General features: G+C 70.8%; 22 protein-coding genes and 1 pseudogene. 11 read left to right on the plus strand and 12 right to left on the minus strand.

The features are described 5' to 3' along the window. Positions 1-11 precede the first annotated feature (11 nt). The 8 genes from ACIBG6_RS04100 (at position 12) to ACIBG6_RS04135 (ending at position 12,252) form a co-directional block, all read left to right on the plus strand. Positions 12-1,046 carry an endo-1,4-beta-xylanase gene (locus ACIBG6_RS04100; RefSeq protein ID WP_399221182.1) on the plus strand — a complete coding sequence of 345 codons (1,035 nt, stop codon included), beginning with the start codon at positions 12-14 and terminating at the stop codon, positions 1,044-1,046. Further along, complete coding sequence (locus ACIBG6_RS04105) at positions 1,043-2,089, plus strand: Gfo/Idh/MocA family protein (protein WP_399220917.1); 1,047 nt, start codon at positions 1,043-1,045, stop codon at positions 2,087-2,089. Before ACIBG6_RS04100 ends, ACIBG6_RS04105 begins: the two co-directional genes overlap by 4 nt. Then, positions 2,086-2,982, plus strand: coding sequence for a PmoA family protein (locus ACIBG6_RS04110; protein ID WP_399220919.1), 897 nt, complete (start codon positions 2,086-2,088; stop codon positions 2,980-2,982). Before ACIBG6_RS04105 ends, ACIBG6_RS04110 begins: the two co-directional genes overlap by 4 nt. After that, entirely contained in the window at positions 2,979-3,725 is a 747-nt protein-coding gene (locus ACIBG6_RS04115) for a cupin domain-containing protein (RefSeq protein WP_399221183.1), read from the plus strand. The genes ACIBG6_RS04110 and ACIBG6_RS04115 overlap by 4 nt, the downstream gene beginning before the upstream one ends. Continuing rightward, on the plus strand, positions 3,725-5,200 hold the full coding sequence (locus ACIBG6_RS04120) for a non-reducing end alpha-L-arabinofuranosidase family hydrolase (RefSeq protein WP_399220920.1): 1,476 nt from the start codon (positions 3,725-3,727) through the stop codon (positions 5,198-5,200). Before ACIBG6_RS04115 ends, ACIBG6_RS04120 begins: the two co-directional genes overlap by 1 nt. Positions 5,201-5,393: 193 nt before the next feature. Further along, entirely contained in the window at positions 5,394-6,944 is a 1,551-nt protein-coding gene (locus ACIBG6_RS04125) for a sigma-70 family RNA polymerase sigma factor (RefSeq protein WP_399220921.1), read from the plus strand. Positions 6,945-7,223: 279 nt separating this feature from the next. Continuing rightward, entirely contained in the window at positions 7,224-9,587 is a 2,364-nt protein-coding gene (locus ACIBG6_RS04130; RefSeq protein WP_399220922.1) for a non-reducing end alpha-L-arabinofuranosidase family hydrolase, read from the plus strand. Positions 9,588-9,627: 40 nt separating this feature from the next. Continuing rightward, positions 9,628-12,252 (plus strand): RICIN domain-containing protein, encoded by a 2,625-nt coding sequence (locus ACIBG6_RS04135; RefSeq protein WP_399220923.1) that lies wholly within the window; start codon positions 9,628-9,630, stop codon positions 12,250-12,252. Between the two features lie 117 nt (positions 12,253-12,369). Here the strand turns inward: ACIBG6_RS04135 and ACIBG6_RS04140 are convergent, their stop codons facing one another. After that, a complete protein-coding gene (locus ACIBG6_RS04140; protein ID WP_399220924.1) occupies positions 12,370-13,491 on the minus strand; it encodes a sensor histidine kinase in 1,122 nt (373 codons plus the stop codon). After that, positions 13,488-14,114 carry a response regulator gene (locus ACIBG6_RS04145; protein WP_399221184.1) on the minus strand — a complete coding sequence of 209 codons (627 nt, stop codon included), beginning with the start codon at positions 14,112-14,114 and terminating at the stop codon, positions 13,488-13,490. Before ACIBG6_RS04145 ends, ACIBG6_RS04140 begins: the two co-directional genes overlap by 4 nt. A 471-nt stretch (positions 14,115-14,585) precedes the next feature. On the opposite strand from ACIBG6_RS04145, the gene ACIBG6_RS04150 reads away from it, so the two are divergent. Both ACIBG6_RS04150 and ACIBG6_RS04155 read left to right on the plus strand, forming a co-directional pair. Further along, positions 14,586-15,023 carry a hypothetical protein gene (locus ACIBG6_RS04150; protein WP_399220925.1) on the plus strand — a complete coding sequence of 146 codons (438 nt, stop codon included), beginning with the start codon at positions 14,586-14,588 and terminating at the stop codon, positions 15,021-15,023. 253 nt (positions 15,024-15,276) lie between these two features. After that, positions 15,277-15,789: pseudogene (locus tag ACIBG6_RS04155) on the plus strand (hypothetical protein); the annotation flags it as partial. 361 nt (positions 15,790-16,150) lie between these two features. Here ACIBG6_RS04155 and ACIBG6_RS04160 read toward each other — a convergent pair. After that, the gene (locus ACIBG6_RS04160; protein WP_399220926.1) at positions 16,151-16,576 is read right to left on the minus strand and encodes an ATP-binding protein; all 426 of its coding nucleotides are present in this window, start codon (positions 16,574-16,576) and stop codon (positions 16,151-16,153) included. A 214-nt stretch (positions 16,577-16,790) separates the two neighbouring features. Between ACIBG6_RS04160 and ACIBG6_RS04165 the strand changes: the two genes are divergently transcribed. Beyond that, positions 16,791-17,639 carry an RNA polymerase sigma factor SigF gene (locus ACIBG6_RS04165; protein WP_399221185.1) on the plus strand — a complete coding sequence of 283 codons (849 nt, stop codon included), beginning with the start codon at positions 16,791-16,793 and terminating at the stop codon, positions 17,637-17,639. Between the two features lie 72 nt (positions 17,640-17,711). On the opposite strand, the gene ehuA is transcribed toward ACIBG6_RS04165, so the two are convergent. The 9 genes from ehuA to ACIBG6_RS04210 form a co-directional block, all read right to left on the minus strand. Then, complete coding sequence (gene ehuA, locus ACIBG6_RS04170; RefSeq protein WP_399220927.1) at positions 17,712-18,491, minus strand: ectoine/hydroxyectoine ABC transporter ATP-binding protein EhuA; 780 nt, start codon at positions 18,489-18,491, stop codon at positions 17,712-17,714. Then, the gene (gene ehuD / locus ACIBG6_RS04175; protein ID WP_399220928.1) at positions 18,481-19,116 is read right to left on the minus strand and encodes an ectoine/hydroxyectoine ABC transporter permease subunit EhuD; all 636 of its coding nucleotides are present in this window, start codon (positions 19,114-19,116) and stop codon (positions 18,481-18,483) included. The genes ehuA and ehuD overlap by 11 nt, the downstream gene beginning before the upstream one ends. Continuing rightward, positions 19,116-19,850: an ectoine/hydroxyectoine ABC transporter permease subunit EhuC gene (gene ehuC / locus ACIBG6_RS04180; RefSeq protein WP_399220929.1), complete on the minus strand. Its 735-nt coding sequence runs from the start codon at positions 19,848-19,850 to the stop codon at positions 19,116-19,118. The genes ehuD and ehuC overlap by 1 nt, the downstream gene beginning before the upstream one ends. An 11-nt stretch (positions 19,851-19,861) precedes the next feature. Further along, on the minus strand, positions 19,862-20,797 hold the full coding sequence (gene ehuB, locus ACIBG6_RS04185; RefSeq protein WP_399220930.1) for an ectoine/hydroxyectoine ABC transporter substrate-binding protein EhuB: 936 nt from the start codon (positions 20,795-20,797) through the stop codon (positions 19,862-19,864). Further along, a complete protein-coding gene (thpD, locus tag ACIBG6_RS04190) occupies positions 20,794-21,690 on the minus strand; it encodes an ectoine hydroxylase (RefSeq protein WP_399220931.1) in 897 nt (298 codons plus the stop codon). The genes ehuB and thpD overlap by 4 nt, the downstream gene beginning before the upstream one ends. A 48-nt stretch (positions 21,691-21,738) precedes the next feature. Further along, entirely contained in the window at positions 21,739-22,155 is a 417-nt protein-coding gene (locus tag ACIBG6_RS04195; RefSeq protein ID WP_376404073.1) for an ectoine synthase, read from the minus strand. Between the two features lie 38 nt (positions 22,156-22,193). Then, positions 22,194-23,483, minus strand: a complete 1,290-nt coding sequence (ectB, locus tag ACIBG6_RS04200; protein WP_399220933.1) for a diaminobutyrate--2-oxoglutarate transaminase — start codon at positions 23,481-23,483, stop codon at positions 22,194-22,196. Between the two features lie 79 nt (positions 23,484-23,562). Further along, positions 23,563-24,066 (minus strand): diaminobutyrate acetyltransferase, encoded by a 504-nt coding sequence (ectA, locus tag ACIBG6_RS04205; protein WP_399220934.1) that lies wholly within the window; start codon positions 24,064-24,066, stop codon positions 23,563-23,565. Positions 24,067-24,408: 342 nt separating this feature from the next. Further along, on the minus strand, positions 24,409-25,212 hold the full coding sequence (locus ACIBG6_RS04210) for an endonuclease I family protein (RefSeq protein ID WP_399220935.1): 804 nt from the start codon (positions 25,210-25,212) through the stop codon (positions 24,409-24,411). Positions 25,213-25,334: the final 122 nt, after the last annotated feature.

Here is a 25,334-nt window from a genome sequence, read left to right on the forward strand (position 1 = left end):
CATCCATGTCCATGTCCCGGCACCTCATCGCCCTGTCCGCCGCCGTCTGCCTCGCGGCCGGCCTCGCCGCCGCGCCCGCGAGCGCCGAGCCGCGTCCCAGGACGCTCGGCGAACTGGCCAGGAAGCACCACAAGTACTTCGGCTCGGCCACCGACAACCCCGAGTTCACCGACGCCGCCTATCTGAAGCTCCTCGGCAGCGAGTTCGGGCAGACCACCCCCGGCAACGCCATGAAGTGGTACGCCACCGAACCCGAGCCCGGCGTCTTCGACTTCACCGCCGGCGACGAGGTCGTGGCCTTCGCCAAGGCCCACCACCAGAAGGTCCGCGGCCACACCCTCGTCTGGCACAGCCAGCTCCCCGCCTGGCTCACCGAGCGCAACTGGACCGCCGAAGAGCTGCGCCCCGTCCTCAAGAACCACATCCAGAAGGTGGCCCGGCACTACAAGGGCAAGGTCATCCACTGGGACGTCGTCAACGAGGCCTTCAACGAGGACGGTACCTACCGCGAGTCGGTCTTCTACAAGACGCTCGGCCCCGGCTACATCGCCGACGCCCTGCGCTGGGCCCACGAGGTCGACCCGCACGCCAAGCTGTACCTCAACGACTACAACGTCGACGGGATCGGCCCCAAGAGCGACGCCTACTACCACCTGGTCAAGCAGCTGAAGGCCGACGGCGTCCCGGTGGAGGGCTTCGGCATCCAGGGGCACCTGGCGCTCCAGTACGGCTTCCCCGCCGACGTCAAGCAGAACATGCAGCGCTTCGCCGACCTCGGCGTCGAGGTCGCGGTCACCGAGCTCGACATCCGTATGAACCTCCCCGCGACCCCGGAAAAGCTCGCCACCCAGGCCACCTGGTACGCCGACTACGTCAAGGCCTGCCTGGAGGTCAGGAAGTGCGTCGGCGTCACCATCTGGGACTACACCGACAAGTACTCGTGGATCCCCTCCGTCTTCCCCGGTGAGGGCGCCGCGCTGCCCTACGACGAGAACCTGGCGCCCAAGCCCGCCTACCACGCGATCAGGAAGGTGCTGGGCGGATGATCAGGACGGCGATCGTCGGAGCGGGCGGGATCGCGGGCATCTGCCACGTACCCGCCCTCCGGGCGCAGGCACATCGCGCCGAGATCGTGGCCGCCGTCGACGTGGACGCCGCACGCGCCGAGGCCTTCGCGGCCCAGCACGGCATTCCCGCCGTCTACACCGACCTGCGCACGATGCTCGACGAGCAGTGGCCGGACCTCGTGCACCTGTGCACGCCGCCGTACCTGCACGCCGAACAGGCCGTGGTCTGCCTGGAGTCCGGGGCGTGGGTGTGGTGCGAGAAGCCGGTGGCCCTGTCGCTGGCCGAACTCGACCGGATCCACGCGGCCGAGGGCACCGCCGCCGCGGGCGCCGTGTTCCAGCACAGGTACGGCTCGGGCGCCCGGTACCTGCGCGACCGGATCGCGGCCGGGACCCTGGGCCGTCCGCTGGTCGCGCAGTGCGTCACGGCGTGGTACCGCGACGACGCCTACTACGACGTGCCCTGGCGCGGCACCTGGCGGAGCGAGGGCGGCGGCCCGACGCTCGGCCACGGCATCCACCAGATGGACCTGATGCTCGCGGTGCTCGGCCCATGGGCCGAGGTACGCGCGATGGCCGGCCGCCTCGCACGCGACGTGCAGACCGAGGACGTGTCCACGGCGCTGGTCCGGTTCGAGAACGGAGCCCTCGCGACGGTCGTCAACAGCGTCCTCTCGCCACGCGAGGAGAGCTACCTGCGGTTCGACCTCACCGGTGCCACGGTCGAGCTGCGGCACCTGTACGGCTACTCCAACGCGGACTGGACGTTCACCGCCAGGTCGCCCCACGCGAAGTGGGAGCCGCCGGACGACCTGCCCAGCTCGCACACCGCCCAGCTCGCGGAGTTCCTGGACGGCTACGAGGCCGGCATCCGGCCCGACCTCGGCCGCCCCACCATGGAACTGGTCACCGCCCTGTACAAGGCAGCGATCACCGGCCTGCCGGTCCGGCGCGGGGAGATCGACGGGACCGACCCGTTCCACGGATCGCTCGACGGGGGTCACCCGGAGGTGTTCCGATGACGTCCGAACCCCCCGAGCACGTCGGACTCCCGGAGCGTTTCGAGCTCCTGGAGCACGAGGACGCGCTGACCGTCCGGGCACGCGGCACCGACCTCTTCCGGTACGTGCACCGGCCGGTCATGGACCCCTTCGAGGCGCCGAAGCCCTACCTTCATCCGGTGCGCACCCTCGCCGGCGACGTGGTCACCGCGTACCGCCCGCACGACCACCGCTGGCACAAGGGCGTCCAGTTCACGGCGTCATGGGTGTCGGGCCAGAACTTCTGGGGCGGCGGCACCTACCTGCGCGGGCAGGGCTACGTCGACCTGCCGAACCTCGGCACGATGCGCAGCCTCTCCCTGGCCGCCGAAACGAGCCCCGGCCGCGCCGTCGTCACCGAACACCTCGCCTGGCACACGACGGCGGGGCAGCACTGGCTCGACGAGCGCCGCACGCTGACCGCGCGCGACGTCGAGGCCGACTCCTGGACCCTGGAGATCACCACCTCGCTGACCAACGTCCTCGGCACCGCCCTGATGTTCGGCAGCCCCGGCACACAGGGCAGAGAACTCGCCGGATACTCGGGCCTCTTCTGGCGCGGCCCGCGCGACTTCACCGGCGGCGGGGTGATCGGCCCCGGCATGGGCGAGCAGGGCGACTGGCTGGCCTTCGTCGGCACGCACGACGAGGTCGACCGCTCCTCCACGCTGCTGTTCCTGGACGATCCGGACGCCCCCTGCCACTGGTTCGTCCGCAGCGAGCCCTTCCCCGCCGTCAACCCGTCCCTGGCGTTCGACAAGGAACTGCCGCTGGCCCCGGGCGACACCCTGTCGCGCCGCTACAGGATCGTCGTGGCCGACGGCGCGTGGACCCCCTCACGCCTGTCCCGCCACGTCGAGGAACACCCGTGGTGACCCCGCTTCCCGGCGGGGTGGGGATCTCCGGGCTGACCGTGTACGACTGGGAGGCCGCCGACGGGCTGTGCGGCGGTACCCCGCACATGCACCTCGTCTGCTCCGAGGCGTACGTCGTCATCGGCGGCGAGGGCAGCGTCCAGACCCTCACCACCTCCGGTTTCGCCGACACCCCGCTGCGCCTCGGCGACGTCGTCTGGTTCACCCCCGGAACGATCCACCGCCTCGTCAATGCCGGCGGCCTGCGTCTCGTGGTCCTCATGCAGAACAGCGGCCTCCCCGAGGCCGGCGACGCCGTCTTCACCTTCCCCGCGCCCGTGCTTGCCGATCCCGACGCCTACCGGGCGGCGGCCGTCCTGACCGGCGACCATGCCGCGGCGGCGCGCCGCCGCCGTGACCTGGCACTGGAGGGATTCCTGACCCTGCGCCGCGAAGGAGGGCTGCGGGAGTTCCACAGCGCGGCGCACCGCCTGAAGAGCGAGTTGCTCGACGCCTGGTGGTTCCGCTGGCGTGACGGCCCGCTGGCGGCGACCCTCGCGACCGGCTGCCAACTGGCAGGGCTGAAGGCCGGAAACCTCTCCCACCTCGATCACGGCGTGGTGTCGCGGCTGGAGCGCCCGGAGGACCCGGCCTTCGGCATGTGCGGCCGTCTCCGTCCCTATCCCGTCCCCGACCTCCCGACGCGGCCGCCGCGCGGTTCGTCGGAGTCACCTCACCCCCACCCTCCGAAGGAGCTCTCCTGATGAGATTTCGCCGTCCACCCCTGGTCCTGAGTCTCGTCCTCGCGGTCCTGTCGTCGCTGCTGCTCGGGGCCTCTCTCCTCACCGCCCCGCCCGCCGCCGCCGCGGCGGTCGACACCAATGCCTGGTACGTGCTGGTCAACCGCAACAGCGGCAAGGCCCTGGACGTCTACAACCTGGCGACCGGTGACGGCGCCCGCATCACCCAGTGGACCAGGAACGACCAGAACCAGCAGCAGTGGCAGTTCGTCGCCTCAGGCGACGGCTACTACCGCGTCAAGTCCCGCCACTCCGGCAAGGTCCTGGACGTCCAGAACAGTTCCACGGCCAATGGCGCCGCGATCGTCCAGTGGGCCGACGTGAACGGCACCAACCAGCAGTGGCGCCTGGCCGACAGCGCGGACGGCCACGTCAGGCTCGTCACGCGCCACAGCGGCAAGGCCCTCGAAGTCCAGGGCGCCTCCACCGCCGACAACGCGAACGTCGTCCAGTACGACGACTGGGGCGGCGCCAACCAGCAGTGGCAGTTCGTCAAGGTGGGCGGCGGCACCCCCGGCACCTGTGCCCTTCCCTCGACGTACCGCTGGTCGTCGACGGGCGCGCTGGCGCAGCCCAAGGCCGGATGGGCCTCGCTCAAGGACTTCACCGTCGCCCCCCACAACGGCAAGCACCTCGTCTACGCGACGACCCACGGCACCACGGGGACGGGAGTGGGCTGGGGCTCGATGAACTTCACCCCGTTCGCCGACTGGTCGCAGATGGCCACGACGGGCCAGAACAAGATGTCGAATTCCGTCGTCGCACCCACGCTCTTCTACTTCGCGCCGAAGAACATCTGGGTGCTCGCCTACCAGTGGGGCAGGACCGCCTTCTCCTACCGGACGTCGACCGACCCCACCAACCCGAACGGATGGTCGGCGGAGCAGGAGCTCTTCTCCGGAAGCATCGCCGGGTCGGGAACGGGCCCCATCGACCAGACGCTCATCGGCGACGGGACGAACATGTACCTGTTCTTCGCCGGTGACAACGGCAAGATCTACCGGGCCAGCATGCCGATCGGGAACTTCCCGAGCAGCTTCGGCTCGTCGTACACGACGATCATGAGCGACACGGAGAAGAACCTCTTCGAGGCGCCCCAGGTCTACAAGGTCAAGGACCAGAACCAGTACCTCATGATCGTCGAGGCCCGGGGCGCGAGCGAGCACCGCTACTTCCGCTCGTTCACGGCCACCAGCCTCAACGGCTCGTGGACGCCGCAGGCCGCGACCGAGAGCAACCCCTTCGCCGGCAAGGCCAACAGCGGCGCCACCTGGACCAACGACATCAGCCACGGCGAGCTGATCCGCGCCGGCGCCGACCAGACCTTCACGATCGACCCCTGCAACCTGCAGTTCCTCTACCAGGGTCGTGATCCCAACTCCGGCGGCGACTACGGCCAGTGGGCCTACCGCCCGGGTCTGCTGACGCTCCAGCGCTGACCACGTGGCGGGCCAGGTCGTCACCCGGGCCCGCCACGGTCGCGGGCCAGGGCCGCGTCCGGGACCAGCGTCACCTGTGCCGGCCGCCCACCGGGCGACGCCGGCGGACCGACCCCGTCTCACGTCGTATTCTTTGCCGACGCAGAGGCCGGTTGCCGTCCGCCGGTGGACCGCTTCCCTGGAGAGGGTGGGAATGGGGCTCATCGACGTGGACCACGCGGGGCTGGTCGTCGCGGCGCAGGCCGGTGACGACGGTGCGCGCGAGGAGCTGATCGCCGCGTACCTGCCGCTGGTCTACAACATCGTAGGGCGAGCGCTGAGCGGCCATGCCGACGTCGACGACGTCGTCCAGGAGACCCTGCTGCGTGTGGTGCGCGACCTGCCCGCCGTGCGCTCCCCGGAGAGCTTCCGGTCCTGGCTCGTGTCGATCACGCTCCGGCAGATCAATACCCACCTGCACCGGAAGCACGCCTTCGCCGAACGGACCACGGTCATCGACGAGGCGGACCAGATACCGGACGCCGGCGCGGAGCCCGTGGACACGGCGATCCTGCGGCTGCATGTCTCGGACGAGCGCCGTCGCGTCGTCGAGGCCGGCCGGTGGCTCGATCCGGATCATCGGGTGCTGCTGTCGCTCTGGTGGCAGGAATGCGCCGGTTCGCTGAGCCGTGACGACATCGCCGCCGCGACCGGGCTCACGGTCGCCCACGTCGGAGTACGCCTGCAACGCATGCGTGAGCAGCTGGAACTGTGCAGGACGATCGTCGCCGCGCTGGAGGCCGACCCGCGCTGTCCCCGACTGGACGAGGCCGTCGTCGGCTGGGACGGCCTGCGCGCATCGGTGTGGCGCAAGCGCTTGGCGCGGCACACCCGTGACTGCCCGGTCTGCACGGCGCCGACGGCGGAACGGGTTCCGGCCGAGCTGCTCCCCCTCGGCCTCGCGACACTGGCCGTGCCGGCCGGACTGGTCTCCGCGCTCGCCGCCAAGGGCCTGCTGTCGGGTACCGCCGCGATCGCCGCCGGGCCGGCCGCGGCACACCTCGCTGTCGGCACCGCGACGGGGGGAGGTGGCCTGCCCGTCGCGCTGACCGGCAAACTCGCGGCGATCACCGCTCACCCGCTGGTGAGCCTCGCCACCGGCGCGGTGCTCATCGCCGGAACCGCCACCTATGTGACCTGGCCCGAACCGGCGCCTCGGGTGCCCGCCGTCATCGCCGCCCCCGCGGCCGGCACCGCCTCGCCGGTCCCGTCGCGCGCCACGACGTCGGACGAACCGTCCCTCGTGAGTCCGTCCGCCGCCGCAGCCACTGTCCCGCTCGGCGCGCGGTCGCTGGAGTCCGTGGACGAACCCGGCCTGTTCGTCACCCATACCGGCGACCACGCGACGCTCGGTCGGGTCTCCGCGTCCAGCGGCGCGCAGACCCGCAACCGGGGCACCTTCACGGTCATCGCGGGGCTGGCCGACACACGGTGCGTCACCTTCCGCGCCGCGGACGGCCGGTATCTTCGCCACTACTACCTCCGGCTGCGGCTGAGCGCCGACGACGGCAGCGATCTGTTCCGTGAAGACGCGACCTTCTGTCCGCGCCCTGGGTCGGTCGCGGGGTCGGTGACCCTGCACGCGCACAACTATCCCGGCTCCGTCCTCCGTCATCGTGACGGAGGCATCTGGCTCGACGGCTCCGACGGAACACGGACCTTCGCCGGGCAGGCATCCTTCATCGTGCGCCGGACCTGGTCCTGAGAGTCGCTCCTGCGCCATGCCGTTTCCCACCAGGCCGTGAGTCGGGTGCCTCGCGCCGCCTCCGCGGGGACGACCGAACCGCGGGGCTCGGCATAACGCTTTCTGCCTGCGACATGCGTCACTGAGCGAACTTCCGGACGGCGCGACTTTTCTGTTACGCGACCGCGAGTTCGGCAGCCTCCACTTCAGGGGTGACCTTCCCCCACTGGTGTATCCCCCTGAAGAGAGGCCTCCCATGACGCAACGCCCCCACCTGAACCGCGACCCGCGAGGAAAGGCATGAAGGGCCTGCACCGGCTCCGCCGCCGTCGCCGGACCTGGGCGATAGGACTGTCGGCCGCAGCGGTGGTCGCCGGTGCCCTTACGCTCCTCCCCAACTCCGCCGGAGCCGCGGCCCTGGGTACCGAGGCGGCCCCCTCGGGCCGGTACTTCGGCACGGCTGTGGCCGCAGGCCGGCTCGGCGACTCGGCGTACACCGCGATCGCCGACCGGGAGTTCAACGTGATCACCCCGGAGAACGAGATGAAGTGGGACGCCATCGAGCCGTCCCGCGGCCGTTTCGACTTCGGTCCCGCGGACCGGATCGTCGACCGTGCCCTGGCACGCGGTCAACGCGTACGCGGCCACACCACGGTCTGGCACTCGCAACTTCCCTCCTGGGTGGGCTCCATCCGCGACGCGAAGACGCTGCGCGGCGTGATGAACCACCACATCACCACCCAGCTGACTCACTACAAGGGCAAGATCTACGCCTGGGACGTGGTCAACGAGGCGTTCGCCGACGGCGGCGGCGGCCGACTCCGCGACTCGGTCTTCCAGAAGGTGCTGGGCGACGGCTTCATCGAGGAAGCGTTCCGCACCGCCCGAGCGGCCGACCCCTCGGCCAAGCTCTGCTACAACGACTACAACATCGAGAACTGGTCGGACGCCAAGACCCAGGGCGTCTACCGCATGGTGAAGGACTTCAAGTCCCGCGGCGTGCCCATCGACTGCGTCGGGTTCCAGAGCCACTTCGGCGCGGGTGGCCCACCGGCGAGCTTCAGGACCACCCTGGCCGCCTTCGCCTCCCTGGGCGCCGACGTCCAGATCACCGAGCTGGACATCGCCCAGGCATCACCCACCCACTACGCGAACACGGTCAGCACCTGCCTGTCCGTGGCCCGGTGCACCGGCATCACGGTGTGGGGCGTCCGTGACAGCGACTCCTGGCGGAGCGGCGAAAGCCCCCTGCTGTTCGACCGGAACGGCAAGCCCAAGCCCGCCTACACCGCCGTCATGAACGCTCTCACGTCCGGCTCCGGCACCACGCCGACCAAGCCGACCGACCGTGCCGGGGAGATCAAGGGTGTGGCCTCCGGCCGCTGTATCGACATCCCCGGCTCCGCCACGGCCAACGGCACCCGGGCGCGCCTGTGGGACTGCGGCGGACAGGCCGGCCAGCGCTGGACCCACACCGCCGCCAAGCAGCTGCAGGTCCACGGCGACAAGTGCCTGGACGCCAAGGGCAAGGGCACCGCCCATGGCACCCCGGTGATCATCTGGGCCTGCAACGGCGGCGCCAACCAGCAGTGGGACATCAACGCCGACGGCACGATCACCGGCGTCCAGGCCGGGCTGTGCCTCGACGCCGTCGGCGCGGCCACCGCGAACGGCACCACGATCCAGCTGTACACCTGCGCGTCGGTCGGCAACCAGAAGTGGACCGCCCCCTCCGCGACGGGCAGCGGCGCGTGTGCTCTTCCCTCGACGTACAAGTGGAGCTCGACGGTCGCCCTCGCCCAGCCGGCGAACGGATGGGCCGCGGTGAAGGACTTCACCCACGCCATGCGCAACGGCAAGCACCTGGTCTACGCGTCGAGCGCGTCGGGAACCTCGTACGGCTCGATGGCGTTCAGCCCCTTCACGAACTGGTCGGACATGGCGTCGGCCGGCCAGATGAAGATGAGCCAGAACGCGGTGGCACCGACGCTCTTCTACTTCGCGCCCAAGAAGACCTGGGTGCTCGCGTACCAGTGGGGTGCGTCGCCCTTCAGCTACCGCACGTCCAGCGACCCCACCGACCCCGACGGCTGGTCCGCGCCGAAGCCACTGTTCACCGGCAGCATTCCCCGCACCGAATCCGGCACCGGCCCGATCGACCAGACGCTCATCGCCGACGACCGGAACATGTACCTGTTCTTCGCCGGTGACAACGGCAAGATCTACCGGGCGAGCATGCCGATCGGGAACTTTCCGGGCAGCTTCGGCTCGTCGTACACGACGGTCATGAGCGACACGGCGAAGAACCTGTTCGAGGCCCCCCAGGTCTACAAGGTCAAGGGCCAGGACCAGTACCTCATGATCGTCGAGGCCCGGGGCGTGAACGAACAGCGCTACTTCCGCTCGTTCACGGCCTCCAGCCTGAGCGGTGCGTGGACCCCGCAGGCCGCGACCGAGAGCAACCCGTTCGCGGGCAGGGCCAACAGCGGAGCCACCTGGACCGACGACATCAGCCACGGTGACCTGGTCCGCAGCAACCCCGATCAGACCATGCCCATCGACCCCTGCAACCTGCAGTTCCTCTACCAGGGCAAGTCCCGCACCGCGGGTGGCCCCTACGACCGACTGCCGTACCGGCCGGGCGTCCTCACCCTGCAGCGCTGACCCGCCCGATCCACGGTTACCCAAGGAGAACACCCCCCTCATGAACAACCCCACGAACGGCGCGCGCCGCGGGCGTCACCGTCGTCGCTGGAGCGCCACCGCCCTGCTGCTCGGTGTGCCTGCCGCCGTCGTCCCGTACCTCCTGTTCACCCAGGAGGACTCGCAGGCCGCGACGGTCGACGCCAACGCCTACTACCGGCTGCTCTCCGTGCGCAGCGGCAAGGCCCTGGACGTCAACGCCTTCTCCACCGCCGACGGCACCCGCATCCAGCAGTGGACCGACCAGAACACCGCCAACCAGCAGTGGCGGCTGCGGCCCACCGGCGACGGCTACTACGAGCTGGTGAACCGCAACAGCGGCAAGGTGCTGGGCATAGCCGGCGATGCGACCGCCCAGGGGGCCGCCGCCGAGCAGCAGACCGACAGCCCCTCCGCAGCCCAGGAGTGGCGGATCGACGAGGTGAGCGGTTCCGGCGCCGTCACCTTCACCTCCCGCAGGAGCGGTCAGGTCCTGGACGTCTCCGGAGGCTCCACGGCTCAGGGCGCGGCGATCATCCAGTATCCCGGCAGGGGCGGCGCCAACCAGCAGTGGAGGCTGCTGAAGGTCGCCGACGCGCAGTCGGCCGCGGCCGGACCGTACACGTGGCGGAACGCCCAGGTGGTCGGCGGCGGTTACGTCACCGGGCTGGTGTTCAACCCACGGGAGAAGGGTCTGCTGTACGCGCGTACCGACATGGGCGGCGCCTACCGCTGGGACAGCGCGGCCGAGCAGTGGATCCCGCTGACCGACTGGCTCGGTGAGAAGGACTGGAACCTGCTGGGCATCGACGCGCTGGCCACCGACCCCGCCGACCCCGACCGGCTCTACCTCGCGGCCGGCACTTACACCAACGAGTGGGCCGGCAACGGCGCGCTCCTGCGTTCCACCGACCGGGGCCGCACCTTCCGGCGCACCGACCTGCCGTTCAAGCTGGGCGGCAACGAGGACGGCCGCGGGGCGGGCGAACGGCTCGTGATCGACCCCTCGGACAACCGCACCCTACTGCTGGGCACCCGCAAGAACGGCCTGTGGCGCAGCACGGACAGCGGTGTGACATGGCGGCAGGTCTCCTCGTTCCCCGTCAAGGACGGGGCGAGCAGCGGCGCTGGCATCTCCTTCGTGACGTACGGTCCGGCCGGCAGCAGGACGATCTACGTCGGCGTCGCCGACAGGTCCACCTCCCTGTACCGGTCCACCGACGGCGGCAGCACCTGGCAGGCCGTCTCCGGGCAGCCCACCGGACAGCTGCCGCAGCACGGCGTGCTCTCCGGTGACGGCTCGCTCTACCTGACGTACACCAACGCACTCGGACCCAACGGCGTGACGGCGGGCTCGGTCTGGAAGCACACGCCTGCCGACGGGACGTGGAAGAACATCTCCCCCTCCCAGGGCGACTACGGGTTCTCCGGCCTGTCCGTCGACCCGCAGAAGCCGTCCACGGTGATGGTCACCACCCTCGGCCGCTGGTGGCCCGAGGATGAGATCTACCGGACCACCGACGGCGGCACGACCTGGAAGGCACTGGCCGGGAAATCGGTACGGGACGCCTCCGCTGCCCCTTACGTCGGTACCCACACCGGGCACTGGATGACCGCCCTGGCCATCGACCCCTTCAACTCCGGGCACGTGCTGTACGGCACAGGCAACGGCATCCTGCGCAGCAAGGACGCCGACGCCTCCGACAGCGGAGGCACCAGCCACTGGAGCATGGGCGCCCGAGGGCTGGAGGAGACCGCGCTGATGGACGCGATCGCCCCGCCCGGCGGCGCCACCGTGATCACCGCCATGGGCGACCAGGGAGGCTTCCGACACGACGACCTGACCAAGGTGCCCGCCGGGCGACTGAACAACCCGATGATGACCAACAGCACCGACATCGACTTCGCCCAGGCCAACCCCTCGGTGATGGTCCGTGTCGGCCGTGGCGGCGCGCAGGACGGCGCCTACTCCACCGATGGCGGCACAAGCTGGACCGGTTTCAAGGCGGAGCCGGTGGCCGGCGCCCAGGACGGTCATGCCGCGCTCGCGGCGGACGGCTCCACCATCGTCTGGACCCAGGCCGGCCAGGCCCCGTACCGCTCGACCGACAAGGGCGCGAGCTGGTCCAAGGCCCACGGCCTCGGCACCGACGCCGTCGTCGTCGCCGACCGCTCCTCGGCCAGGACCTTCTACTCACTGTCCGGCGGCACGCTCCACGCCAGCACGGACGGAGGCGCGACTTTCACCGCCCGCGCCACGAACCTGCCCGCCGGCCGGCTCACGGCCGTCCCCGGCGTCGCCGGAGACCTGTGGATCGCCGGCGGCGGCCAGGGGCTGCTGCACTCCACCGACGGCGGCCGCACCTTCACCACGCTCGCCACGTTGCGGTCCGCGTCCGCCCTCGGCTTCGGCAAGGCCGCACCCGGCGCCTCCTACCAGGCCCTCTATCTGATCGGTACGGTCAAGGACGTCACCGGCGTCTTCCGCTCCACCGACAAGGGCGCCACCTGGCTCCGCGTCAACGACGACGCCCATCAGTGGGGCAGCATCGGCGGGGTCGGCGTGATCACCGGTGACCCCGACACCTTCGGCCGCGTGTACGTCGGCACCAACGGACGCGGCCTCCAGTACGGCGACCCGTCCTGACCCTCCCCCCGAGCGGGGCCGCAGGCACGATGCCTGCGGCCCCGGCAGGTGCTACGGCCTCCACCCGGAGGGGCGACCCGTTGCCGGCACGCCTCGCGGGCTGCTTGCGCGGCCGGCTCAGTCGGACCGGGCGGGGGCTCGTAGTTCGACCTTGTACCCGCCCTGTGGGGTGGATTCGGCGGTGAGGATGCCGTCGAGCAGTTCGGCGCGTTCTTTCAGACCGATGAGGCCGTGGTGGGCGCTGGGCAGGGCGACGGACGGGCGGGTGGGGGCGGTGTTGGTCACGGTGACGCCGAAGTGGTGTGCGTCGTGCCACAGGCGTACCTCGGCGCGGGCGCCGGGGGCGTGTTTGCGCACGTTGGTGAGTGCTTCCTGGACCGTACGGTAGACGGTGCGCTGAGCGGTGGTACTGATGCCGGCCGGGAGCTCCCCGGCCAGGGCGGTCTCGATGCCGCTGTTGGCGATGAGCTGCTGGAGATCGGCGAGGGTGGGCTGGGGGGCGAGTGCGGTTTCCCTGCCGCCGGAGGCGCGGAGCAGGGTGACCATGTGGCGGAGTTCGTCCAGGGTGTTCGCGCTCAGGGTGCGGATGGTGCGAGCCGCCTCGCGGGCGTCGAGGTCCTTGGCGGCCACCTGCATCGCTCCGGCCTGTACGGCGATGAGGCTGACCTGGTGGGAGACGACGTCGTGCATCTCGCGGGCCAGCTGGGCGCGCTCGCTGGCGAGGACGGTCTGGGCGTGCAGGGCACGTTCGTGCTCCCGGGCCTCCTCGACCTCGACGAGCTGTCGGGCCACGTCGTGCCTGGCCTGCACGAGCTGGCCGAACAGCACGGGGGCGACGGCCGTGGCCAGCGTGTAGACGAACTGCACGAGCGTCCACGTCCGGTCGCCGGCGAACGCGTCGGACAACGGCCAGACGAGGGTGTCCACCCCCGCGTTCAGCAGGGCACAGCCGGCCAGCAGCGGGCGGTTGCGGGTGGACGCGGCCAGCGTGTACAGGGCGGTGATCGGCGCGACCGCGACGTCCATGAACAGGGTCATGGGCAGGGTGAACAGGAAGACGGCAAGCGGGAAGCGCCTGCGCAGGAACAACGCCGTGCTGCCGAGGGCGACGCAGGCCCAGACGAAAGGGGTCCCCTCGCCGTAGAGGTTGATCCAGGCGTCGAGCACGGCGAGGACGACGAGACCCCCGTCGACGGCCCAGGTGGGTACGCGCCGCCACGGTGCCCGGCCCGTGCTCATCGCCCGTTGTCCCGCGACGGGTTGTCGCCGTTCCTGCCGAGCAGTCCGGCGCGCTCGGCGAGCAGTGCGGCCTGGACACGGCTGGCGACCCGCAGTTTGTTCAGGATCGAGCTGACGTGGTCCTTGACGGTGCCCGCGCTCAGATGGATGCGGGTGCCGATCTCGGCGTTGGACAGTCCTTCCGCGACCAGGACGAGGACGGTGCGCTCCCGGTCGCTGAGCAGGTTCACGCGTGCCACCTCCGCGTCCTGGGGTGCTCCCGCCCCGGGGTGACCGCGCAGCAGCGCGCGTGAGGCTTTCGGGGACATCACCACCCCGCCGGCGGCCAGGGTGCGCACGAGCTGGGCGAGCTGCTCGGGCTCGGTGTCCTTGAGCAGGAAGCCGGCGGCACCCGACCGCAGCGCGGTGAGGATGTACTCGTCGGTGTCGAAGGTGGTCAGCATGGCCACGTGCGGGGCGTCGGGCAGCGTCTGGATCTGCCGCAGGACGGCCAGGCCGTCCACGTCCGGCATGCGGATGTCGAGGAGCACGACGTCCGGCCGCTCGCGCCGGATGACGTCGGCCGCCTGTGCCCCCTCCGCGGTCGCGACGACCTCGATGCCGTCGGACGCGTTCAGGATCATCTGGAAACCGGACCGCACCAGGGCCTCGTCATCCACCACCACTACCCGGATCACCGGCGTCCCGCCTCACACTCGTCTGCTCCGTCCGGCCTCTCGGCGATCCGTGACGGCACCCGCACCGGGGCGTCCACGCTCTCGTACGGTGATCGCCTGCCGTCGACAGTACGTCCGGCAGGGTAGGCGGTGGCGCGATGACCGTGGAGTGTGGACATCCGGCGGGTCGGCTCCAGCCGTTCGGGGGGACGATCCCGTCCGTCGGCGGGCAGGTGCACGAAGGACGGCGGATGGTGTCCGTCGTCCTCGTCCGCTGGAGTCGGTGCATGGGCCCGCACGAGTCCGCGGGCCGCAGCCGTTTCCCTACCGTTCGAGGACGACCCCGTCATGCCCCGCTCGTTCCTGCATCCGCCCGTCCGCGCTCTGCGTCGCTGTGCGGCGCGACCCCGTGTGCTCTTCGGGGGTGTGTACGGGGCGGTGCTGGCCAGTTCCATGGTGGCCGCCCTGACGGAACAGGGGGAGAGGGCGCCCGCCGACCGGTTCAACAGCGCCCAATGGCTCCTGGTGACGGCTTTCGCCTCGGCCTTGGCCCACGGCTACGCGCATCTGATGGCCCTGCGTGGCGACCGGACCCATCACGGTGTGCGCGCCGGGGTGCGGCTGTTGCTGTCCGAGTGGCCGTTGGTGGTGGCGACGGTGCCGACGCTGGGCGTGCTGCTCGGCGCCGCCTGGGGATGGTGGCCCACGGCGGACGTCGAGTGCGTGGTCTTCGCCGTGAACGTGGTGCTGCTGTTCGCCTGGGGTCTGTCCGCGGCCCGCGCCGCCGGTCGCACCTGGGGCTCCGCCGTGAGGATCGGCACGGTGGACGCGTTGCTCGGCCTCGTGGTCGTGGTGGCCAACGCCGTCATCAAGTAGGACGGTGGGCCGTCCGGGACCGCGAACGGTTCTCGGCGCTGTTCCGCCACTCGGCGGGGCTGGTCTCGGCCGGTCGGCGGGGATCTCACCGAAGCCCGTCGGATGGTCCGCTTCCTGGCGGCGCCCGGCGATTGTCCGTATGACATAGATACAGCCGCCGCAGGAGAAAACGCCTCCGCTGTCCCGCACTTCGACCGAGTCCGCCAGGAAGCTCTCCGGAGGTCCCTCGACGGGGCGCCTGGTCGGGGTGGATCTGGCCCGCGCGCTGGCGGTGTTCGGCATCTACATCGTGCACATGGCCCGCCGCTGTCGGCCACGGACGGCGTCGCCAGATGGGTCCGGTACCTTGCCGACGGCCACTCGTCGGTTCTGTTCGCCACCCTCGCCGGGTTCTCGCTGATGCTGATCGCCGGGCGCCGTGAGCCGAGGACCGGCCTGGCGGGCCGGCAGGCGAAGGCCCGGATCGCGATCCGCGCCGTGGTCCTGCCGGCGCTGGGCACCGTGCTGGCGATGGAGTACGGCGGAGTGATCATCCTCGGTTTCTACCGTGTCTACTTCCTCCTCGCCCTGCCCCTGCTGCGGCTGTCCGCCAAGGCACTGGCGATCACCGCGGCCGGGCTCCGACGATCACGTGGATGTCGTTCGTCGTCGTCGCCGGCATGGCGCTGGCCCGCCTCGACCTGTCGGCCGTCTCCGTCCAGCGGCGCCTGCCGCGCTCGGTGCCGCACTGACCGTCGGCGCGTACGGCCTGTCCCTGCTGCTGGCGTGTGGCTGCGCTCCGGCGAACGCTTGAGGGTGCAGGAATCAGATCGGCCCGCACCAGGGAGGTCGTCACTCCCTGGCCCTCCATCACCGACCGGCCGCGCTCGATCAGGCCCTCGGTGTTGCTCACCTCGGGGGAAAGCTTGAGCGTGCAGTTGAGGTGGAGCGCGCTGAGGTCGTCGTACCGGTACTGGGGGGGATTCGGGCACGGCCATCAGCGGTCTCCTCGCACACGGGGGCAACCCCTCCCGGGACCACCTCCCAGCCTGTGCGCCCCGCGCCCCCGGGCCACTCGGCGGGACCGAACGCATGAGGAACCGGTGTCGCGGGTCCCGTAGCCGTCGCCGTCGGAGGTCCGGCGTCGCTCAGCGGTCGAACGTCACCGCCGCGTGGATGGTCTTGCCGTCGGGGCGGGTGTCCACGGTCACCTCACGGCAGAGCCGCAGCACGATCGGCCAGCCGTAGCCGCCGGGACGCAGTTCCTCGCGGAGCTCGTAGACGGGGGAGTTCCCGCTGGCGTCGGACACGGACACGGTCACCCGGTCGTGCCCGACCTTCAGGCCGAAGCCGGTGATGCCGCCTCCGTGGCGGTGCGCGTTCGTGACCAGTTCCGAGGTGACGAGGAGCAGGTCCTCGACCTGGGAGGGCGGCAGGGGGCCGAGGGCGGCGAGCGCGTGGCGGACGATCCGCCGCGCCTCGGCCGGGGTACGCACCGGGGACGGTCCGCGCTTCCCGGGGTCGTGCCCGTCCGCCCCGGGTGCCCGGGACCGGGTGCCGTTCCGGGTCGTCATGACGGGTCCCTCTCTTCCTGGTCGGTCGACAGTCGATGGGTTTCGCCTGCCCGTCCCTACCGGGGTGATGCGTGCCGCCCGTGGCGGAAGAGTCCGGAGCCGCCGTCCACGGAGGAGGAGTGCCTCCGGGAAGCCGGGGTACGAGAACCGGGACCGCTGAACGGACCGCGAGCAGGAGGAGGTTGTCCCCGTGCGGACCGAAACGGCCGAGGCGATGACGACGTGCGTGACGAACGGCACGTGTGAGGACCTGCCCGTGCTCGACGCACCTCACGCGATCCCACCCCGGGACGCGCGTGCGCTGTCGAAGGTGTTCTTCCGCGAACTGGCGGCGCGGGAGGAGGGGACGGAGGGGCACCAGTACGTCCGGAACACCCTGATCGAGATGAACATGTCGCTGGTCGTGTACGCGGCCGGCCGGTTCCGCTCGCGCGGCGAGGAGAGGGAGGACATCCTCCAGGTCGGCATGGTCGGTCTGATCAAGGCGATCGACCGCTTCGACCTGTCGCGCGAGGTGGAGTTCGCCACCTTCGCCGTGCCCTACATCGTGGGCGAGATCAAGCGGTTCTTCCGTGACACCACCTGGGCGGTGCACGTTCCGCGCCGGCTCCAGGAGGCGCGGGTGGAGCTGGCGAAGGCGACCGACGAACTGAGCGCGCGGCTCGGCCGGGCCCCTCGGACCGCCGAACTCGCGCCGGTCATGGACCTGTCCGAGGAGGAGGTCGTCGAGGCCCAGGTCGCCGCCAACGGCTACACCTCGACGTCCCTGGACGCCACGATCGCCGGCGGCGACAGCGAGGACGACGACGCCGCCCTGGCCGACCTCATGGGCCAGGAGGACCCAGCGCTCGAACTGTTCGAGGAGTTCCACACCCTTGCCCCGCTCGTGGAGGCCCTCGAACCGCGCGACCGGCTGCTGCTGCACCTGCGCTTCGTCGAGGAGCTGACCCAGACGCAGATCGGTGAGCGGCTCGGTGTCACCCAGATGCACGTCTCCCGACTCCTGGCCCGGAGCCTGAAGCGGCTGCGGGAAGGCATGGTCGAGCCGGGAACCGACGGCTGAACCGAGGGGGTACGCGGGGAGCCGGCCGCCGAGGGCGTACGCGGCCGGCCCCCCGCGGGGCCGCGCATCCCCTCAGCGGACGGAGCCGAGGAACGCGCGGGTGCGTTCCTCGGCGGGGGCGTCCAGGAGTTCGTCGGCGGGGCCCGACTCGATGATCCGGCCGCGGTCGAACATCAGGATCCGGTCCGAGACGTCCCGGGCGAATCCCATCTCGTGCGTCACGCACAGCAGGGTGATGTCGGTGCGGTGGGCGACGTCCCGCAGCACGTCGAGCACCTCCGCCACCAGCTCCGGGTCCAGCGCGGACGTCACCTCGTCCAGGAGCAGGATCTCGGGGCGCATCGCGAGCGCGCGGGCGATGGCCACCCGCTGCTGCTGGCCTCCGGAGAGCCGGGTCGGCCGCGCGTCGACCTTGTCGGCGAGCCCCACCAGGTCGAGCAGCTCGCGGGCCCTGCGGCCGGCCTCCTCCCGGTCCTCGCCGAGCACGTGCACGGGGGCCTCGACGACGTTCTCGAGGACGCTCATGTGCGGGAAGAGGTTGAACTGCTGGAAGACCATGCCGATCCGCCGCCGTCGTGCGGCGAGATGACGTTCGCTCGCGGGCACCAGCTTCCCGGCGGATCCGCCCGGCATGTGGGAGAAGGGCGCCCCGTCCACGTGGATGACCCCGTCCGTCACCCGTTCCAGCGTCATGAGCAGCCGGAGGATCGTGGTCTTCCCGGAGCCGCTCGGGCCGATCAGTGTCACCCGCTCCCCGCGGGCGACCTCCAGGTCGAGGCCGTCGAGCACGGTGTGGTCGCCGTACCGCTTCGTGACCCGCTCGAAGCGGACCGCCGGGTGCTCAGTGGGCAAGGCGTGCCTCCATTCGTCGTATCAGTACGGACGTCGGCCAGCTCGCGAGCAGGAACACCACGGCGGCCAGGGTGAAGCTCTCCAGATAGGCGAAGTGGGTGCTGCCGAACGCGTTCGCCTCGTGGACCATCTCGTGCACCGTGATCACCGAAAGCAGCGGAGTCTCCTTGAACAGGGAGACCGCGTAGTTGCCCAGCGGCGGTAGCACGTTGCGGACGGCCTGTGGCAGCACCACGGCCCGCCACACCCGCCGGCGCGGCAGCGACAGGGCCGTACAGGCCTCCCACTGCCCCTTCGGTACGGCGTCGATGCCCGTCCTGTACACCTCGGAGAGGTACGTGGCGTAGTGCACACCGAGGACCAGGACGCCGATCGTCGGCGCGTCGAGCCCCGGCATCAGCACCCAGGCCGCGAACAACTGCACCAGGAGCGGAGTCGACCGGATGAAGCCGGCCGCCCCGCGCACGGCCAGGGCCAGCCACGGCGGACCCGCGCGCCGCGCCAGGGCGAGCGCCAGACCCAGGACCGCGGCGACCGCGAACGCCAGTACGGTCGCGACCAGGGTGATGCCGAACCCTTCGAGAACGGTCGGCAGAGCGGCCCGGGCCGCCTCCCCGTCCCACATCACACGCCTCCTTCCTGCCCGGCGCGGGCCTTCGCGGCCCGCTCCAGGGCGTTCATGAGGAGGCTCAGTACGACGGCCATGCCGAAGTAGAGCCCCAGGAGCAGCAGGTACGAGGCGGCCGTCGAGCCCGTCGCCGAGCGCAACTGGTCGAGCTGGAAGGTGAGATCCGGGACCGTGACCAGGGACAGCAACGGCGTCGCCTTCAGCAGCTGGACGAGCAGGTTCTTGAACGGCGCGACCATCAGGGCGTGCGCCTGCGGCAGCACGACCCGCCGCAGGCGCAGCGCGGGCCCCATGGACAGCGCGATCGCCGCCTCGGTCTGGGCGCGGGGCACCGCGGCCACGGCGCCCCGCACCACCTCGGAGCCGTACGCCCCGAAGTTGAGCCCCAGCGCGAGCACGCCGCAGGCCAGCGGCTCCAGCCGGAATCCGAGCATCGGCAGCGCGAAGAACAGCCAGAAGAGCTGCACGTACAGCGAGGTGCCCCGGAAGAACTCCACGACGAGGCGCGTCGCTCCGCGCACCGGCAGCCGCGCCGACCGGGACAGCAGCCCAAGCGTGTAGGCCAGGACCAGGGCGAGCGCCGCGCCGAGCACCGTGGCCTCCACCGTGACGATCAGCCCGTCGGCGAGCCGGGGCAGCGCGCGCCGGAACTCGGGCAGGAAGTCGGCCGCGACAGGCACACCAGACCCGACGGACTGCGAGCCGGCCCCGACGGACAGGACGTCAGCCACGCCGGCCCCCCTCAGCCAACGCACAGGTCGGCGGTCCGCAGGGAACGGGGCGGTACCTCGCGCTCGGTGAATCCGTAGCGCCCGATCAGCTCCACGAACCGGTCCGGACGACCGGTGATCTTCCGGAGCTCGACGTCGAAGGCGTCCCGAAGGCCCTTCGCGCCCGGCCGGAACACGGCTCCGCCCGCCCCGAGCTGCCGTACGCCGTCGACCACCGGGACGAACGGCTCGGCCACCTCCACCGCGGCACCCTGGTTCGTCCGCGCCAGCCAGCGCAGGGAGATGGCGGTCAGCGCGAAGGCGTCGATCCGGCCGGCCAGGAGGGCGTCGAGACCGTCCTGCTGCTTGGCCAGCGTCTTCACCGCGTCCTCGGGGACGCCCGCCGCCGTGGTGTAGGACGCCTCCACCGCGGCGGACAGCACACCGACCGTGGCGCCCTTCGCCGCGCAGGACTTCAGGTCCGTCACGCCCTTCGGGTTGCCCTTGCGGACCATCAGGGCGGTGGGGGAGACGAACTCGGGCTCGGAGAAGATCACCTTGGCGCAGCGCTCGGGCGTGATCGACATGCCCGCGCTCACCACGTCGAACCGGTCGGCGAGGAGCCCGGGTATCAGCGCCCCGAACTCGGTGAGCGTCGGGCGCAGTTCGCGCACGCCGAGGGCCGTGAAGATCTCGCGGTGCAGCGTCGGCGCCTCGCCCGCGAGCTCGGAGCCGTCCTGGAAGCCGTACGGCGCCTCACCGGCGAAGCCGACCCGTACGAAGCCCTGCTTCCGCAGGCGCGCCAGGAGCGCGCCGTCGTCCTCGGGCGCCCCCGTCCCGACCTGGGTGCGGGTGCAGGCCGCGAGCAGCCCGGGCGTCAGGGCGAGTCCGCCGAGGAGCGCCGTTCTGCCGAGGAAGCGGCGGCGGTCGAGCAGGCGAGGGCGGTCGAGTGGCGCGGGACCGGTCATGAGCGGTCCCCGGTGCGCGCCGCGATGAAGGAGGGCCGCCGGACCGGGGCGGCGAAGGGCGCCTCCGGCTGGTTCTCGACGCTGTTGAAGACGAGGAACACATTGCTCCGGGGGTACGGGGTGATGTTGTCGCCCGACCCGTGCAGGGCGTTGCAGTCGAACCAGGTCGCCGAGCCCGCCGGACCCGTGAAGTGGCGGATGCCGCAGGCGTCGGCGAAGGTGGTCAGCGCCTCGTGGGACGGCGTACCGGCGTCCTGCATCTGGAGCGACTTCTTGTAGTTGTCCTGCGGCGTGGCACCCGCGCAGCCCAGGAAGGTGCGGTGCGAACCCGGCATGATCATCAGACTGCCGTTGGTGGTGTGGTTCGGGGTGAGCGCGATCGAGACCGAGACGGTCCGCATCCTCGGCAGACCGTCCTCCGCGTGCCAGGTCTCGAAGTCGGAGTGCCAGTAGAAGCCGCTGGCGCCGAAGCCGGGCTTGACGTTGACCCGGGACTGGTGGATGTACACGTCGGAGCCGAGGATCTGGCGGGCGCGCCCGACGACCCGCGGATCCTCGGCCAGCCGGCCGAAGACCTCGCTCATCCGGTGCACCTCGAAGACGGACCGGATCTCCTGGGAGCGGGGCTCGACGATGCTGCGTTCGTCCGCCCGCACGGCGGGGTCGGAGACGAGCCGCGCCAGCTCCGCCCGGAGCTCGTCGACCTCGTCCGGGGTGACGATCTCGTCCACCGTGACGAAGCCGTCGCGGTCGTACTCCTCCAGTTCACGGGCCCAGAAGGGGCCCGCGGTGCCGGGCTCGGACCATACGACGGGGTCCTTGCGGCCGATGAGTTCCTCCTTGGGGCCGCGGGTGGGGTACAGGTCGACGGGGCGGGTGGGTGCGGAGGGCATGGGGGAGCGTGCTTCCTTTCGCGTAGGGGTGTCGGTGCCGTGCCGTGCTCAGACGTCGTCGGACGCGGGCTCGGGTTCGGTCAGCAGCGGGTAGACGCCGTTCTCGTCGTGGTCCTCGCGGCCCGTGACGGGCGGGTTGAAGACGCACAGGCAGCGGAAGTCCGCCTTGACCTTGAGGGTGTGGCGCTCGTGGCCGTCGAGCAGGTACATCGTTCCGGGCACGATCGTGTACGTGCGGCCCGTCTCGTGGTCGGTGAGTTCGGCCTCGCCGGCCGTGCAGACCACGGCCTCGACGTGGTTCGCGTACCACATGGCGGTCTCGGTGCCGGCGTACAGCACCGTCTCGTGGAGGGAGAAGCCCACCCGCTCACGGGCCAGGACGATGCGCTTGCTCTCCCAGGTGCCCGAGGCGGCCCTCACGTGCCGCTCGGTGTTCTCCAGCTCGTCGAAGGAACGGACGATCATGGGGTGTTGCCTTTCCGGTCATCGGGTCGGGAGGGGGATCAGGCGGTGTGGCGGACGGAGCGGGCCAGGATGCCGAGGCCTTCGTCGAGTTCGTCGTCCGTCGCGGTCAGCGGCGGCAGCAGCTTGACCACCTCGCCGCGCGGCCCGGAGGTCTCCACGAGCAGACCGGTCTCGAAGGCACGACGGCACACCTCGTCGGCGCGCTCCCCGTCGGCGAACTCCAGGCCCCAGACCAGTCCGCGGCCGCGGACCCCGAGGCCGGTGCGCCCGTCGTCGGCGCACAGGTCGAGCAGGGCGCGCTCGACCCGGTCCGCCCGGCTCAGGGTGCGCTCGCGCAGGGCGCCGTCGCGCCAGTAGGCGTCGAGGGCCGCCGTGGCGGTGACGAAGGCGGGGTTGTTGCCGCGGAAGGTGCCGTTGTGCTCGCCGGGCTGCCACACGTCGAGCTCGGGCCGGAAGAGGCAGAGGGCCATGGGCAGGCCGTAGCCGCTGATGGACTTGGACAGGGTGACGATGTCGGGCGTGATGCCCGCCTCCTCGAAGGAGAAGAAGTCGCCGGTGCGTCCGCAGCCCATCTGGATGTCGTCCGCGATGAGGAGCATGTCGTGCCGGCGGCAGAGGTCCGCGAGGGCGCGCAGCCACTCGGCGCGGGCGACGTTGATGCCGCCTTCTCCCTGGACCGTCTCGACGATCACGGCCGCCGGGTGGTCGAGACCGGAGCCGGCGTCTTCCAGGAGCCGCTCGAACCAGAGGAAGTCGGGGAGGTGCCCGTCGAGGTAGTCGTCGAACGGCATGCGGATGGCGTGGTTCAGCGGGACGCCGGCACCGGCGCGCTTGACGGCGTTGCCGGTGACGGCGAGCGAGCCGAGCGACATCCCGTGGAAGGCGTTGGTGAAGGAGACGACCGTCTGCCGCCCGGTGACCTTCCGGGCGAGCTTCAGGGCGGCCTCCACGGCGTTGGTGCCCGTGGGGCCGGGGAACATCACCTTGTAGGGCAGGGCGCGGGGCTCCAGGACCGTCGCGTGGAAGGTCTCCAGGAAGTCGCGTTTGGCGGTCGTCGACATGTCGAGGCCGTGGGTGATGCCGTCGTCGGCGAGGTAGTCGAGGAGGGCACGCTTGAGTGCGGGATTGTTGTGGCCGTAGTTCAGGGAGCCGGCACCGGCGAAGAAGTCGAGATACGGGCGCCCCTGCTCGTCGTACAGCCGGCTCCCGGTGGCGCGTTCGAAGACGACGGGCCAGGCGCGGCAGTAGCTGCGGACCTCCGATTCGAGGGTCTCGAAGACGGAGGGGGCGGCGGCGACGTCGGTCGTGGCGATGTCGGTCAGGGTCACGAAGTCTCTTCTCCAGAATGTGGTTCGGGGCGTGGCGGTCTCGGCGCCCGGCGGGGCGCGTCGTCGTGTGGACGACGGCTCAGGACGCCGCCGGGCCGATCGGGCCGATGCGGTACAGCACCTCGGAGTCGTGTCCCGTCGCCGGGAAGGCGGCCGACGGGAAGAGGACCTCCCGTGTCACGTCCGCGCCGTGTCGGCGCGCGTAGGACCGGAACAGCCGGTCGGAGGCCACGTTCCCCGGGGTGACGGTCGCCTCGACCCGGTCGATGCCGTGCTCGGTCGCCACCCGTGCGGACAGGGAGTCGAGCAGTGTTCCGGCTACCCCGCCTCCGCGGTGCGAACCCTCGACGGCGATCTGCCAGACGAAGAGGGTGTCCGGTGCCTCGGGCCGCAGGTAGCCGGTGACGAAACCGATCGGGCGTCCGGAGGCGTCACGGGCGACGGAGGTCGTGTCGGCGAAGTCGCGGCACCACAGCAGATAGCTGTACGGCGAGTTGAGGTCCAGTTCCCCCGAGCCGTGGGCGATCCGCCAGAGCTCGGCGCCGTCCGCGATCGTCGGGGGTGTCGTGGTGGCAGTGGTCATGGGCGCCGAAGTTACCCAGTGGATCTCGGAACTTCCTGGTCCGGAGGTCTTGTTCGGGGTGTGGGGGACGTGATAGGTGCGCCGACGGCCGCCGTGGCGGGAATGCGGGCTCCGGCCCACGGCAAACAGGGTCAAAAAGGGGCGAAATCACCGTTTATAACGGATGGGTAACGCCTCTGGGGTGCCCCTAACGGTTGCGCGAAGAGCGTGGGAAGATCTGCGATTTCGCGTTTGAAGGCGGCGGGAGCGGTCAGGCGTAGTGGTCGGCCGTCCTCGGAACACGACGGAGCCGGGCCGGGGTTGGTGACCCCGGCCCGGCTCTGTTCGTACGGTCGTGCTCGTCTACCAGATCGCCTCGACCCACTCGGGGTGGTCGATGAACGGATTGCGGTTGCCCTGGTAGGTGCCGTAGATGAGCTCGTTGCGGCGCTCCTCGAAGGCGCTCGGCGGGTCCTGCTCGTTCCACTGCTTCAGGATCGCGAGCCGGCCGTGGTAGGGGACGCTGCCGTTGGACGTCGACTCGTTGGGCTCCAGGTCGGCCCAGGCGTCGTCGCCCTCGTAGCGGACGGCCATGTAGAGGATCATCCGGGCGACGTCGCCCTTGTCGGCGTTGCGCGGCTCGAAGGAGTTCGCGTCCGTGTAGCTGCCGGAGGCGCCGCTGACGGGGCTGCCGCCGGTGTCCCAGTCCTTGTTCCCGCGGGTGCTGTTGACCTGGACGTCGCACGCCCGCAGGTGGTGCAGGTCCGTGCCGGGTCCGGCGGAGGTGCCGAAGCTGCCGTGGGACTGCGCCCACACGTGCTCGCGGTTCCAGTCGCCCACGGCGCCGCCGTTGAGCGACTTGCTGCGCGAGAGGCCGCTGTAGAGCAGGATCACGTTGTTGGTGTTGGCGGGATCCTGGTCGGTGACCTTCAGTGCGTTCCAGACGGCGTCGTACGAGATCTTCGTCTGGCTGCTGATGATGGTGTGCAACGACGACTTGAGGCTCGTGCCGGTCTTGCCGACCGCGTTCTTGTAGTACGTCGTGTCGTACGCGGTGGTCGTGGCGCCGGCGGGAGTCGCGGTGACCGCGGGGAGCGTGACGCTGAAGAGGGTGGCGGCGACGGCCGCTGCCCACGCCTTCCATCTGCCGATCCGCACAACGGACATGGGGGGCCCTTTCCCGGGGACGGTACGCGCGGAACGGCGGGGGCCGGCTCAAGGTCCTCGCTGTCTACGCGTGTTGACTTCGTGTCATCGGGAGGGTGACACACGTCAGGTACCTGTCATGT

This window comes from Streptomyces sp. NPDC050842 (genome assembly GCF_044456565.1).
GTDB lineage: Bacteria > Actinomycetota > Actinomycetes > Streptomycetales > Streptomycetaceae > Streptomyces.

Coding starts and splice junctions, on each gene's coding strand:
- ACIBG6_RS04100 (WP_399221182.1), top strand. CDS start 12: ATGTCCCGGCACCTCATCGCCCTGTCCGCCGCCGTCTGCCTCGCGGCC.
- ACIBG6_RS04105 (WP_399220917.1), top strand. CDS start 1,043: ATGATCAGGACGGCGATCGTCGGAGCGGGCGGGATCGCGGGCATCTGC.
- ACIBG6_RS04110 (WP_399220919.1), top strand. CDS start 2,086: ATGACGTCCGAACCCCCCGAGCACGTCGGACTCCCGGAGCGTTTCGAG.
- ACIBG6_RS04120 (WP_399220920.1), top strand. CDS start 3,725: ATGAGATTTCGCCGTCCACCCCTGGTCCTGAGTCTCGTCCTCGCGGTC.
- ACIBG6_RS04125 (WP_399220921.1), top strand. CDS start 5,394: ATGGGGCTCATCGACGTGGACCACGCGGGGCTGGTCGTCGCGGCGCAG.
- ACIBG6_RS04130 (WP_399220922.1), top strand. CDS start 7,224: ATGAAGGGCCTGCACCGGCTCCGCCGCCGTCGCCGGACCTGGGCGATA.
- ACIBG6_RS04135 (WP_399220923.1), top strand. CDS start 9,628: ATGAACAACCCCACGAACGGCGCGCGCCGCGGGCGTCACCGTCGTCGC.
- ACIBG6_RS04140 (WP_399220924.1), bottom strand. CDS start 13,491: ATGAGCACGGGCCGGGCACCGTGGCGGCGCGTACCCACCTGGGCCGTC.
- ACIBG6_RS04145 (WP_399221184.1), bottom strand. CDS start 14,114: ATGATCCTGAACGCGTCCGACGGCATCGAGGTCGTCGCGACCGCGGAG.
- ACIBG6_RS04160 (WP_399220926.1), bottom strand. CDS start 16,576: ATGACGACCCGGAACGGCACCCGGTCCCGGGCACCCGGGGCGGACGGG.
- ACIBG6_RS04165 (WP_399221185.1), top strand. CDS start 16,791: ATGACGACGTGCGTGACGAACGGCACGTGTGAGGACCTGCCCGTGCTC.
- ehuD (WP_399220928.1), bottom strand. CDS start 19,116: ATGTGGGACGGGGAGGCGGCCCGGGCCGCTCTGCCGACCGTTCTCGAA.
- ehuB (WP_399220930.1), bottom strand. CDS start 20,797: ATGACCGGTCCCGCGCCACTCGACCGCCCTCGCCTGCTCGACCGCCGC.
- thpD (WP_399220931.1), bottom strand. CDS start 21,690: ATGCCCTCCGCACCCACCCGCCCCGTCGACCTGTACCCCACCCGCGGC.
- ACIBG6_RS04195 (WP_376404073.1), bottom strand. CDS start 22,155: ATGATCGTCCGTTCCTTCGACGAGCTGGAGAACACCGAGCGGCACGTG.
- ectA (WP_399220934.1), bottom strand. CDS start 24,066: ATGACCACTGCCACCACGACACCCCCGACGATCGCGGACGGCGCCGAG.
- ACIBG6_RS04210 (WP_399220935.1), bottom strand. CDS start 25,212: ATGTCCGTTGTGCGGATCGGCAGATGGAAGGCGTGGGCAGCGGCCGTC.